The organism is Pseudoroseicyclus aestuarii, from assembly GCF_003217255.1.
Classification (GTDB): domain Bacteria; phylum Pseudomonadota; class Alphaproteobacteria; order Rhodobacterales; family Rhodobacteraceae; genus Pseudoroseicyclus; species Pseudoroseicyclus aestuarii.
The window spans coordinates 53876-66170 of sequence record NZ_QJTE01000005.1 but is presented as its reverse complement, the minus strand read 5'-3'; the positions used below and the strand labels follow the sequence as shown (position 1 = coordinate 66170).

General features: G+C 67.0%; 12 protein-coding genes. 5 read left to right on the top strand and 7 right to left on the bottom strand.

The genetic code is table 11. The annotated features are described in order from the left end of the window. Positions 1–3: 3 nt before the first annotated feature. Complete coding sequence (locus DFP88_RS13870) at positions 4–879, bottom strand: ExeA family protein (RefSeq protein WP_245904825.1); 876 nt, start codon at positions 877–879, stop codon at positions 4–6. Positions 880–1328: 449 nt separating this feature from the next. Here DFP88_RS13870 and DFP88_RS13865 point away from each other — a divergent pair, with 449 nt between their 5' ends. The 3 genes from DFP88_RS13865 to DFP88_RS13855 all read left to right on the top strand — a co-directional run bounded on the left by DFP88_RS13865 (position 1329) and on the right by DFP88_RS13855 (position 6069). Beyond that, positions 1329–3872 (top strand): tetratricopeptide repeat protein, encoded by a 2544-nt coding sequence (locus DFP88_RS13865; protein WP_181418652.1) that lies wholly within the window; start codon positions 1329–1331, stop codon positions 3870–3872. Positions 3873–4151: 279 nt separating this feature from the next. Then, positions 4152–4787 (top strand): polysaccharide biosynthesis/export family protein, encoded by a 636-nt coding sequence (locus DFP88_RS13860; protein WP_110815308.1) that lies wholly within the window; start codon positions 4152–4154, stop codon positions 4785–4787. Between the two features lie 4 nt (positions 4788–4791). After that, positions 4792–6069 carry a porin family protein gene (locus DFP88_RS13855; protein WP_110815307.1) on the top strand — a complete coding sequence of 426 codons (1278 nt, stop codon included), beginning with the start codon at positions 4792–4794 and terminating at the stop codon, positions 6067–6069. 230 nt (positions 6070–6299) lie between these two features. Here the strand turns inward: DFP88_RS13855 and DFP88_RS13850 are convergent, their stop codons facing one another. From DFP88_RS13850 to DFP88_RS13820, 5 genes are all read right to left on the bottom strand, one after another. Then, on the bottom strand, positions 6300–6998 hold the full coding sequence (locus DFP88_RS13850) for a nucleotidyl transferase AbiEii/AbiGii toxin family protein (protein ID WP_110815306.1): 699 nt from the start codon (positions 6996–6998) through the stop codon (positions 6300–6302). A 23-nt stretch (positions 6999–7021) separates the two neighbouring features. After that, positions 7022–7228: a hypothetical protein gene (locus DFP88_RS13845; RefSeq protein ID WP_181418651.1), complete on the bottom strand. Its 207-nt coding sequence runs from the start codon at positions 7226–7228 to the stop codon at positions 7022–7024. 89 nt (positions 7229–7317) lie between these two features. After that, the gene (locus DFP88_RS13840) at positions 7318–7839 is read right to left on the bottom strand and encodes a hypothetical protein (RefSeq protein WP_181418650.1); all 522 of its coding nucleotides are present in this window, start codon (positions 7837–7839) and stop codon (positions 7318–7320) included. Between the two features lie 380 nt (positions 7840–8219). Continuing rightward, positions 8220–10178, bottom strand: coding sequence for a hypothetical protein (locus tag DFP88_RS16895; protein WP_146227509.1), 1959 nt, complete (start codon positions 10176–10178; stop codon positions 8220–8222). Between the two features lie 77 nt (positions 10179–10255). Then, positions 10256–10537, bottom strand: coding sequence for a hypothetical protein (locus DFP88_RS13820; RefSeq protein ID WP_146227508.1), 282 nt, complete (start codon positions 10535–10537; stop codon positions 10256–10258). Positions 10538–10871: 334 nt separating this feature from the next. Here DFP88_RS13820 and DFP88_RS13815 point away from each other — a divergent pair, with 334 nt between their 5' ends. Beyond that, the gene (locus tag DFP88_RS13815; protein ID WP_110815301.1) at positions 10872–11270 is read left to right on the top strand and encodes a hypothetical protein; all 399 of its coding nucleotides are present in this window, start codon (positions 10872–10874) and stop codon (positions 11268–11270) included. A 143-nt stretch (positions 11271–11413) separates the two neighbouring features. On the opposite strand, the gene DFP88_RS13810 is transcribed toward DFP88_RS13815, so the two are convergent. Then, entirely contained in the window at positions 11414–11587 is a 174-nt protein-coding gene (locus DFP88_RS13810; protein WP_110815300.1) for a ribbon-helix-helix domain-containing protein, read from the bottom strand. Positions 11588–11708: 121 nt separating this feature from the next. Between DFP88_RS13810 and DFP88_RS13805 the strand changes: the two genes are divergently transcribed. Beyond that, complete coding sequence (locus DFP88_RS13805; RefSeq protein WP_146227507.1) at positions 11709–12215, top strand: hypothetical protein; 507 nt, start codon at positions 11709–11711, stop codon at positions 12213–12215. Positions 12216–12295 lie beyond the last annotated feature (80 nt).

Here is a 12295-nt window from a genome sequence, read left to right as displayed (position 1 = left end):
AACTCAGTCCGATTTCTTCTGGTCGCGGGACAGCACCAGGACCGGCGCCTTGCTGGCGGTGCGCCCCGCGAAGAACACGCCGTCGTCCAGCACCTGCCGGACCAGCGCGCCGTCGACATCCTCGCGCTCGGCCGAGAAGGCATAGACCAGCGACAGGTCGCACAATTGGTTGACGAGGCGCGGCACGCCGCCCGTCGCCTCGTGGATCAGCGCCGCCGCCTCGTCGTCGAAGATGCGGTAGCCGGCGCCCGCCACCTCGAGCCGGCGGTCGATATAGGCGCGCACCATCTCGGGAGACATCGGGCCGAGGTGGAAGCTGGAGGCGACGCGCTGCGCGAACTGGCTCAGATCGGCGCGGCCGATGATCTCGCGCAGCTCGGGCTGGCCGACCAGCACCAGCTGCAGCAGCTCGTCCTTGCCGGAGTTGATGTTGGTGAACATCCGCAGCTCTTCGAGGCTCTCGCGGCTGAGGTTCTGCGCCTCGTCGAAGACGATCAGCACCCGCCGCCCCTCGGCATATTCCTCGATCAGGAAGCTCTGCAGCTGGCCGAAGAGCTCGACGTAGGTGGCGCCCTGCGCCGGCGGCTGGTCAAGCGCCAGCAGCACCCAGCGCAGAAGCTCGCCGCGGTCGCCATGGGCGTTCGAGACCAGCCCGACGGTCACGTCCTCCTCAAGCGAGCGCAGGACATGATGCAGCAGCGTGGTCTTGCCGGCCCCCACCTCGCCGGTGATCAGCGTGATCGGCGCCCGCGTCATCAGCCCGTATTCCAGCATCGCGAAGGCGCGCAGGTGATGCTCCGACCAGAACAGGAAGTCCGGGTCGGGCACCAGCGTGAAGGGCCGTTCCGTGAGGCCGAAATGATCGGTGTAGATGTTCAACTTCCAGCAGACCTGTCGTCGTTTCCAAGGCATGAGCCTGTCGCATCGCAGCAAGGCCCCGATATGACGCCTTGGGGGCAACAGCGCCCGAACCGACAGGGCAACGCAAACCGGCTTCCTCTTACCGCAGCTCGGCGCCTCCGAAAAGCCGATGATGAGCAGTTTCGGGGCTTTCGCGCCGGCCTCTGTGCCCGATTTCACAGCATCGTGCTGCAATGCGGCGTAAGACGCCCTCTCGCAGGGGTCTCGCGGGGCCAATGGGCGGCCCAGAGGGGCCCCGGGGTGGCCCCTTGGCGGATCGCGCAAAGCGGGAACACAGCGTTTCCACGCCTCCTGTCGCGGTCCTGTGTCCCCCGCGCGCTTGCGGTGACCCGGCCCGCCGTGATGAAAGGGCGGCGTTAGCGTTCCCGGCCGCCCGTTCCCAGGCCCCCAGTGATCCGGATCCCGCCATGACCCGTCTTCCCCTCGCCGCCGCTCTCGTCGCGGTTCTCCTGATCAGCGGCTGCAAGAGCTCCGAGGAACGGGCCGAGGAATACTACCAGTCCGCCCTGGCGCTGATGGAGGAGGGCGACGTCGACCGCGCCCTGGTCGAGCTGCGCAACGTCTTCGACAACGACGGCTTCCACCGCGACGCGCGGCGTCTCTACGCCGATACGATGCGCGAGCGCGGCAACCTGCAGGAGGCCTATTCGCAGTACCTGCGCCTGGTCGAGCAGTATCCCGACGATCTCGAGACCCGGCTGACGCTGGCCGAAATGGCGGTGCCGACCGCCGACTGGGACGAGGTCCGCCGCCACGGCGAGGCGGCGATCGCGATCGATGCCGACCTGCCGCGCAGCCGCGCCATCGCCGCCGCCCTGGCCTACCGCGAGGCGAGCATGGCGCAGGACGACGCCGCCCGCGAAGAGGCCGCCGAGGAGGCGCGCGCCGTGCTCGAGGTGCAGCCCGAGAATGCCGTGGCCCGCCGCATCATCATCGACGCCCTGATGAACGGCCCCGACCCGCAGGCGGCCCTGCCCGAGCTGGCCCGCGCGATCGAGGCCGATCCCGCCCAGCTCGAGCTGCAGCTGCTGCGCTTCCGCCTGCTGGTCGGCGCCGAGCGCGAGGAGGAGGCCGAGGCCGAGATCGAGACCATGGCCGAGCGGTTCCCCGACAACGAGCAGGTGCGCAAGCTGCTGATCGCCTGGTACATGGACCGCGGCGACCTGGAGCAGGCCGAGGCGCTGCTGCGCGAGCTGGCCGGACCCGCCGATGCGCCGGTCGAGGGGCATGTGACGCTGGTGCAGTTCCTCGAGCAGGCCCGCGGCAGCGAGGCCGCCCGCGCCGAGCTGAGCGCGCTGATCGAGGCCAACCAGGCACTCGAGGGCCCCGAGGCCGCGACCCGCGCCGCGCTCTACCGCTCGCTCCGGGCCGGCATCGACTTCTCCGGTGGCGCGCGCGCGGAGGCGATCTCGGAGATGCAGGACATCGTCGAGGGCGGCCAGCCCTCGGACCAGCGCCGCCGCGCCCAGGTCACCCTGGCGCGCATGCTGATCGCCACCGGCAATGCGGTCGGCGCGCGGGCGCAGGTCGAGGAGGTCCTCGAGGAGGATCCCAGCAATACCGAGGCGCTCAAGCTGCGCGCGAACTGGGCGATCGAGGAGGACCGCCCCGGCGATGCGATCAGCGACCTGCGCAGCGCCCTGGGCCAGAGCCCGCGCGATCCCGAGATCATGACCCTGATGGCCGAGGCGCACGAGCGCGACGGCAGCCTCGAGCTGGCGGGCGAGCGGCTCGCCCTCGCGGTCGAGGTCTCGGGCAATGCGCCCGAGGAATCGCTGCGCTATGCCACCTTCCTGCAGCAGCAGGACCGGCTGCAGGCCGCCGATTCGGTGCTCGAGGACGCGCGCCGCGTCTCGCCCGGGAACCTGCCGCTTCTGCAGCTCTCGGCGCAGCGCGCGCTGCAGCGGCAGGACTGGGCCGCCCTCGGCCGGATGATCGAGACGCTCGAGACGCTAAGCAGCCCCGAGGCGCAGGACCTCGCGGAGGAGCTGCGCACTGCCCGCAGCCTTGGCCAGCGCGGCGCCGAGGCCACCGTCGCCGCGCTCGAGGCGCAGATCGGCGCGGGCGCGGATGCGGATGGCCGGGCGGCGGCGATGCTGGCCCTGGCGCGGTTCCGCGCCGGCGATGCCGAGGGCGCGCGCGCCGCGGTCGATACCGCGCTCGAGGCGCGCCCCGAGGATGCCGAGATGCGCATCCTCAGCGCCAATCTCTACATCGCCACCGAGGATCCCGGGGCGGCCGAGGCCGAGCTGCGCCGCGTGCTCGAGGAAGCGCCGGGCCAGGAGGGGGCAGTGACGCGGCTCTTCGGCCTGCTGGAGGCGCAGGGTCAGGGGCAGGAGGCCGCCGCGGTGCTGGCCCGGGCCCTCGAGGCGGCGCCGGAGTCGCGCCAGCTGCGCGCGCTCGAGGCCGGCCGCCTCGAGGCCGCGGGCGATATCGAGGGGTCGCTCGAGATCTACGAGGCGCTCTATGCCGAGGACAGCGGCAACCTGGTGGTGGCCAACAACCTGGCCAGCCTGATCGGCACCCATATCGAGGATCCGCAGGCGCTGGAGCGGGCGGCGACCATCGCCCGCCGGCTGCGCGGCCGCGACCAGCCGGCCTTCCAGGACACCTACGGCTGGATCGAGTACCGCCGCGGCAATATCGAGGAGGCCGTCACCCAGCTCGAGCCCGCCGCCCGGGGCCTGCCCCGCGATCCTCTGGTGCGCTACCACCTCGGGATGGCCTATGCCGCCGCGGGGCAGGAGGCCGAGGCGCGCGAGGCGCTGGAGGCCGCGCTCGAGATGGCCGGGGATAGCCCGCTGCCGCAGTTCCAGATCGCCCGCGAGACGCTCGATGGTCTCGGCGAGGCCGGGACCGGGACCGAGGGTGCCGCCGAAACCGGGGACCAAACCGGCGGCGAAACCGGAGCCGGCGAGGCGGGGGACAGCGCCGCGCCCGGATCGGACTAGGCCCGGCCCCGCCCAGGCCGCACCCAGGGCCGAGCGCCCGGGAAGGACCGCTGTCGCAGCGGTACTGGACCGGGAAGAGCGGCCCGGGTCTGCAACCCAAAGCCGATTTTTGCCGGGGCCGCCCTGTTGCAGCCCCGGCACGTTCCCGCCCGGAAACGCGACCTGCGGTCACGCAGGCCTCGCGGGGGGCAGTCAAGCTTCGCAATCTAAGGTAGGAAACCGGCAAGCGGCCGGATCCTCGCCGGATCATCAGGCCGGATCGTCAGGAAGGTGCCCGTTATGTCCCGTCTTTGTTTCAATTTCCACGCGGCCCTCGGCCGGCTGCTGCTCGCGCTGGCGCTGCTGACCGGCGCCGCCGCGGCCCAGGCCCAGGGCTACCGCATCCAGCCCGGCGACACGCTGCGCATCGAAGTCCTCGAGGACGAGACGCTGAACCGCGCGGTCCTGGTCTCGCCCGACGGGCGGATCACCGTGCCGCTGGCCGGCTCCGTCACCGCGGCGGGCCGCACCGTCGAGGGCGTGCAGGAGGCGCTGACCGCGCAGCTCGCCCCCAGCTTCGCCGCCCGGCCCAGCGTCTACGTCTCGCTCCAGCAGGTCGCGCCGCAGGCCGAGCTGGAGCCGGTCGAGCCGGTCGAGCCGCTGCTCTACGACGTCTACGCCCTCGGTGAGGTCGGCAGCCCCGGCCGTCTCGAGGTCGAGCCGGGCACCAGCCTGCTGCAACTCTTCTCCGAGGTCGGCGGCTTCACGCCCTTCGCCGCGACGCGCCGGATCCAGCTGCGCCGGGTCGTGAACGGGGTCGAGACGATCTACGCCATCGACTATCAGGCGATCCTCGACGGGCGCAGCCCGAACGGCACCGCCAGCGTCCTCGATGGCGATGTCTTCGTGATCCCCGAACGCCGCCTGTTCGAGTAAGCCGGTGCAGCCGCGCATCCCAGCCCTTCGCCGCAGCCTGATCCTGGCCGCCGGCGGCCTTGCCCTTCTCGGCGGGGCGATGCCCCTTCTCGCGCAGGAGGGCGGGCGGCTGCTGACCTTCGGCCTGTCGCAGAGCCTGTCCTACAGCGACAACGCCGATCTCGACACGGATCCCGAGGGCGATACCCTCAGGGCCGATACCGCGCTTTCGGCCATCTTCTCCAGCACGACGCGGCTGCAGAGCCTCGATCTTCGGGCGAATACCGCCTACCGCCTCGTGGAGGGCCCCGGCGACACGGACGAGGCCGAGTTCTCCGACCCGACGCTGCGCCTCGGCTATGACCGGCGCGGCGCAAATTCCGCCTTCGGGTTGGACGCGCGCTACGCCTCGGAAGACATCGAGTTCCTGCGCGGGCTCGACGATTTCGTCGACGAGGAGGGCAATCTCGATCTGCCCGAGGATTTCGGCGATCTCGAGGGGCAGGGCACGCGGCGCTCGCTGCGCGCAGGGGCCGATCTGTCGCTGGGGCAGGAGGGGCCCTTCGGCACCGACTTCGCCCTTTCGGTCGAGGATGTGAGCTACGAGGACACCACCGATCCCGATCTGAACGACACGCAGCGCCTCGATGCCGATGTCGACCTGCGCCTGGCACTGAGCCGCGTGCTCGATGCCCGGCTGGGCTTTGGCTACAAGCGTATCGACGAGGACGGCGAAGAGCTGCGCCAGACCCGGCGCATCGAGACCGGCCTCAGCTACGACCGTCCCTTGGGCGATTACCGCGGCTCTCTGTTCTACGAGGATACCGAGGACGGCGACCGCATCGGTGTCAGCGCCGGGCGCGATCTCGACCTGCCGCGCGGCGGGCTCTCCTTCTCGCTGGGTGCGACGCGCGACACCGAAGGGGAGCTGGCGCTGACCGGGGATCTCTCGCTCAGCCGCGAGTTCGCCGATGCCGCGCTCTCGCTCTCGGGCAACCGCTCGGTCAGCAGCACCGACGACGGCGAAGAGGTGCGCACGGTCTTCTCGGCCCGCTACGAGCGGCCGCTCACGGCGCTGGCCGCGCTCTCGCTCGATGCGCGCTATGCCAACCAGGAGAATACCGGGACCGACGAGACCACCCGCAACGCCAGCCTCGGCGCCAGCCTGGGCTACAGCCTGACGCGGGACTGGTCGCTCGACCTGGGCTACCGCTACCGCTACCGCGACGAGGACGGCGAGGGCACGGCCACCGAGAACAACGTCAGCCTCTCGGTCGGCAGGAGCTTCTCCTTCCGGCCCTGAGGGCGGGGGTCCGGGCCTGTCGGCGCGGCAGCCGTGAAAGGCCGGTGCCGACGATCCCGCCCGCCGTGCCCCCTGCCGCCCCCTCTGCGCGTCGTGGTCCCGGCGCCAGGACGGCTGGTGCCTGCGCCATGCCTTGATCATTTTCCTGCCGCCGGTTTCCCGGCCGGCGCGGTCACGGTGGAGGAGAGGCGACCTCAGCCACGCCTGCAATGACGCGCCTCACGAGGTCACTAGGACTCCTTGTCTAGGGGGCCACCGTGAAGGGCCAGTACCTCGCCCTCCAGATCAGGCTGCATATCCATGCCGGCCATACACCTCCTCAGCCACTCGGGATTGCGGATACGGGCGATCGCTTTGTCGTAGGCTTTGCGGGCGGTGTCGCCGTAGGCCCCTTCGGCGATGTCCCAGGCTCCGTCAGGGATTGGTCCCCAACGCAAGATCATCATCGACAAATCGAGAATGTCGCGGCTCAGAACGGCCTTGTCTGCCCAGCGATCGGCATTCGCGAGCAGTTTCTCTGCATACAGGCAGTCCCGCGTCAGAACATGGACGCCGAAGCGGTCGTCCATGTCACCGGCAAGTTGGATTCGAGCCTCACGGACGATCTCGAACTTGATGGCGACATCCGTCCCGCCGATCAGAGTGCGGATGCCGTATTGATCGGTCCTGACATCGCGCAATGTCTTTATTCCAGCCGACGGCAGCAGAAGACCGGTAAGATCGGAGCTGCCCCAAAGAGCCTGGCGGAGCTTGCGATACCCCTCCTGAGAAGCGCAGAGGAAGTAGATATCCACGCTCTCACGGTATTCGCCAAGCTTTAGGACGATCGCCGTGCCACCGCCGAAATAGCATTCGGCATCTTGAAGCAGATCGCCATCGAGGCACCGGAGAACACCGAGAATGTCGTTATGATGTTTACGCTGGAACACCTCTGCATCCTGCGGCTCGGTCTTCAGACGGTCAGCAGGTACCCGTTGCCATACTCCGCGACAAGGCGATCCAGAAGCTTCTGCTCGCGCGGTATGAGTGCATCACGATCGACGAAACGCCAGTTGCGCTCATAGAGTGCAAGCGCAGTTTCACCGTCCACGACCGTATCGTCGGGGCGGTTCCAGCACAGCTGGCGCAGCTGCGGGTATGTGTTCACCTTGACGTTCATCGCATCCTCGGGCGGTGGATGATCACCCATACTCCTTGAATATAGGCACCCTTGCGGGTGTTGCAAAAATTCTTGGGGGGAAGCCAACGTCACGCGCCCCGGCTACCCCGACTCCGGGCGACGAAGGGACATACTGCGACCGGCGCGGTCCCTTCGGCCTCAGAGCCCTCGGCTCGCTGGAATTCCTCGTGATAGGCGCGCTCGACATTGACCGTCCAGACGTCGTGATCCTGGCCCAGGGTGTTGCGCGCGGCCGGCATCGCCCAGAGGCCGTCGCCCTCCTGGCAGAAGTATTCCATCCCGATCGAGGCGGTGCCCTCGTCGGGCAGCATCTCGGGCGACCGGGCGCGGAAGTTCTGGATCCGGCCAACCTTCACCTTGAGCGAGTGGATGTAGATCCAGTTGTCCGGGAAGGGGTCGGGATGATCGAGCCCCTGTGTGACGATCAGGAAATCGCGGTAGCTGAGGTTCTCCGCCGCCTCCAGCACCGCGGCGGGCGGGGGTGGGTCGAAAGCCCAGATCAGATCGCGTAACGCCATGGTGCTGCTCACCTGCTCGCCGGCCCCGCCGCAGGCCTCGTGCCGGGTCTGCGCGCCGCCGCTCTCGCCCATGTCGTGATATCGAGCCCGGTCACCCGCGCCCCGACCACCTCGATCCGCTCGGCGCTCTTTTCATCATGCCGGGGCGGTCATCGACCGTTTCCACGGGCTGACGCTGACCCGCTACTTGCGTCAGTACCCCAACTTTGGCCCTGAGATGCACGCCGAGAGGGGCTGAAAAACCAGCCTGCCATTCCGAGGTATAGAGTTCACCCCGCCGCGTCGCAATAACGTGTAATATAGATTATGTAATATGAAATTATGTTCCTTACGGTAAGGTAGAGGCGGAAACACCCGAGGTGGCAGTGCGAAGAGCACGCGTACTCCTGACCCTTGGGACCATCGGGCATCCCGCATGCCATTCCGACCTGGCTCTGCGAAGAGAGTGGCGATCAATCGAAGGGCGACGGCGCCTCGAGCCAGTCTTCCTCGACCTCGTATCCCAGCCCGGCCTGCAAGGCGGCAACAAGGCCTTTCCCTTCATCGCGGTCAGAGGACCTGAGGCACGAGACCGCCTCCCCGTCGACCCGCAGCGCCAGATCCTGATGCGGATCCTCGAGCAGGATTGCCGCCCCATCCTCTGCCAGCCGCCATTGCAGGACACCCAAGCCAGGGTCGGCCCGCACCACCGCCAGAACCCGAGCGATCAGCGCCCCTCTTGTTCGGGGAGCGGGAGGAGAAGCGCCTGCATCATCTGCTCCGTCATCGCGGTCAGGCGCTGCAAAGCCTGCTCCTGCCTCAGGCTCCGTTCCTCCAGCTGCGACAAGGTAGCCCGGCTCGGTGCCGCCTCGCCGAAGTCTTCCGCGCAGGCCGCGAGAGTCCGCGCCGCCCGTTCCATCTGCTCCGCGATCTGCTGCAGCGTCTCCGTCGGATCCGAAAGTTCCCGATCCTTCTCGATGCTCGAAGCGAAAGCCGTGATCGCGTCCTCCAGCCGGATCAGCCGGGAGCGTATATCGCTGAGCAGGATGTTTACCGGCAAAACCGGCGACGGGGTAGGATCGGTCGAATCGGTCATTTGTCTGCTCCAGTGAAAGACGGATGGTATCGAGCCGCACATGGAGACCGGCCGGCACGGATCGCGCCATCCAGATACAAGACAGCCTGCGGCGAAGGCCGTCGAAACCGCGCCCCAAGCGATCGCGCCTCCGCCGGTCGAGCGCACTCAGACCGCGTCGAGCGCTACGATCAAGGTCGCGACAGAGGACTGCAAGTCGTCCAGCTGCTGCTGCAAGGCTGCGATCTCTTCCCTCTGCCGCACGTCCCGCTCCTGCATCTCGCGGCCGAGGGTCCGAACCTGGTCCAGGAGCTGGCGCTCTAGGGGGGTGATGCGCGTGGTCATGGTGGTCTCCATCGTCTGGTGAGTGTGGGTAATCCGGATGCGCCGTCGGGATGAGGGATCGCGCGGGCGTCTGCGGGTCGAGCAGAGCCTCGACCGGGCGCAAGACATCGGCGCCATGGACCTCCGGCAGCCCATAGCGCTTGCGGGCATCCTTGCGGCGGGCTTCGAGGGCGGCGCGCAGCTGGGCCGGTGCGCGTGACAGAACCTCCTGCCGCTTGGCATGCTGCGTCCCAATGTCCGGCTTGGGTACGAAATCGGCGCGCATCAGGAAGCCGCGCAGACGCACACGCTTGGAGGGCTTTTCCTGATCGCAAACCGTGATGCTGTCCGAGCGGTGCGACAGCACCTCGACGCCGGTCCTCGAGGCCATCCCCTCCATCGCGATCAGGACCTCGGCCCGCGATTGGGGGTCGATGTCGCCCAGCTCTTGCTCGAGCTGCGTGACGTAGTCCCTGCGCCAGTCCGGAGCAGCCCCACTCTTTGTGCGCCGCTCCTCTGCTTCGCGCTTCAGGACGTAGTCGGGAAGCTTGATCCTTTGTCTCCGGCGCGGGTTTCCCGGATCGGCCCAGCCGAACCGCTGGTTCAGCACATTCTGCACCGCTGCCCAGAGCTTGCGGCTGCCGCTACGCGGAGGGTCAGGATTGAAGCTGCACATCCCCTTCGGCGTGAAGGTCATGCCGCCGAAGGCAATATTCACCTCCAGCCGCCCAGTATGGGTGTGGGTCGTGCAATAGACGGGTGGTCGCATCGTGACAGGCAGCCCGGCAAACGCCACCTCCAGCACCAGCCGACAGGCCAGATCCACCGCGGCCCTGGCAGCGGGATCGCCGGCGTTAAAGCGCCGGACATCGATATCGGCCCTGTGGAAGGACAACGTCATTGCGCTGTAGCGGCGCTTGAACGGCACCGCATTGATCACGCGCCGCAGGAGCGGTGCATCCCCGAAAAGCACCTCCGGCACCGGATCGCGCCGCAGCATGACCTGGCGCTTGGACCCTGGCTTCAGCACCATGGCTCTCTCCAAGTAGTGGATAAGCCACGACGCCGCGCCGGCATCCCTGGAGCGGCCATGAGGCGACCAGCTGACCCTCATGCGCCGTCGCCTTCCGCGTCATCGGCAAGCCAGGGGGTCGCGATCCGGTGCAGGCGCCGCTCGACCGACAAGAGCGCCGCTACTGTCTCGATCCTGTCGAGCGGATCGGGCATGCCTGCCACGCGCTGCGAAATGCCTTCCAGCAGCGCCATCGCCTCGATAAGCTTACCGAGGCCGGCCTCCCAATCCGACCGACGGACGATTTGCGTCTTCCTGACGGCCTCGGCCAAGAAGGGCCCAATTGCCATTTTAGCCTCCGCGGCGGCCGATTTGATCATCCGCTGATCGGTCTTCGTCGTGCGGACCTGCCATATGATCCGCTCTTCCTTATCCTCGCAACCGTCATTCATCGCCGCCTCCTTGGGTTACCCGTCACCAATCTTGTACAGACGGCTGCGGGAGTCTTGATGAGGGGAGAGTCGCTCAAGGTCGTGAAAAACCAAAGCACCCATTTTGCAGAGAGAGGATACGTTCAAGCAGAGACACGAGAAAAGAGACGTAAAACCCGAGAGTATAGGACGAGGGCCACATCACGAGGAGGTGACTTCAGGCCGATTAGGGATTTTCCGGGTTCGGCCCTATTAGTGATTCACCGACGAAAGGAGACGGCTCATGACACTCAGAAAATACCGGGAAGAGGTGGCGCGGCGTGCTCTTGAGGAGGCCGAGCAGCGCGAAGAAAAGAACCGCCAGAAAGCGCGCGATCACAGGGAGCGGCAGAAGGCAGATGGCCTTGTTATGCTTTCCCAGCAGGTTGCGAAAGATCACAAGGATTTCTTGCGAGACTTGGTGAAACGCTGCTCGGCGGTTCTGCAGACCTCCGATGAGGAGGGGGACAGTCAGAGCATGATGGCGGACCTAAATGCTCTTCTGGAAAAGCAGGAAGTCGAGATCGAACTGCGCCGCGCTGAAAAGATCGTCAAAAAGCATCGCGGCCATTCCGGCGTGGAGCGCAGCGCCTCTGCGTCTCGCCCTCACCCGGATCAGACGTCGCATAACCCTAACCCCTAAAAGGCGTTCGGTCAGGCCGAGACGTGATGCAGCCTATTTTGGTGGGGTAGAGCCCTACAGACTTGGATCGGCTCCACCATAGGCAATTCATTGCATCCTGAAGATCGGCAAATATTTTTGGTATTTCAATTAATGGTTATTAATTATTTTGGCGGCAAGCCATCTGATTTCTCGATCCAGTCCGAAATAATTCTTCGGATCATTTCAGGCCGCGTAGGCGGGTTGGCATCCTGCCGACGAAGCTGGTCGATCTGATCAAGCATGGACTGCTCAAGCCGCAGTCCAACCGCAACCGTATCTTTTTTAGGTGGCGCCATGAACCATCGTCATCTTTATATGTTGATATCAAGATTACGATGTGACATAGTAGACGGACGAGATCAAGAGTGACGGCTCTCGATCCCGTCCTGACCGCGGCAATCTAGATTGGAGATCACCATGGCTGCGACGACCCCTACCACGCCCTCTCGGGCGAACCATCCCCCCATCCTGCACGACACCCTCAGCCCCGTTCAGCGGGACATGCAGAAGCTGCTCGATACCTTCGAGGCAACGCTCGAGGACGAGGCCGCGCTGCCGCAGGCGTGTTTCGGCGATCCCGCCTTTGCGGTGTTCTTCGACGAGGCCGAGGCCGGGCACGAAGCCTGCATCGCCCTGGCAATGCAGGTGCAGGACCACCCGCCTCGCGATCCTCTCGACCATGCAGTGCAGGGGCTTGCCGGCCTCGCCCAGAAGGTCTTCTTCGCCAGCGATCCGCATGAGGTCCGGGCGCTTCTGGACAGCGGCATCCTGCAACTCTGGCCGTTCCAGGTGGCGGGCACCTCGCCCTCCGAGCTGCGGGCCGCGGCGCTGATCGACCGGACGCTGGCCCTGACCCACAGGCTGGTGGACGAGGCCATGGCAGAGCGCGCCGCCTCTTACGCCGAGGCGCCCGCGCCGGGCTGACCCTCTTCCCGGCTTTCGCTCGACAGACCCCTCGCCCGCCAGGGTGAGGCGCCTCCCGCTGCTTCGCCAGCGGGCCGGCC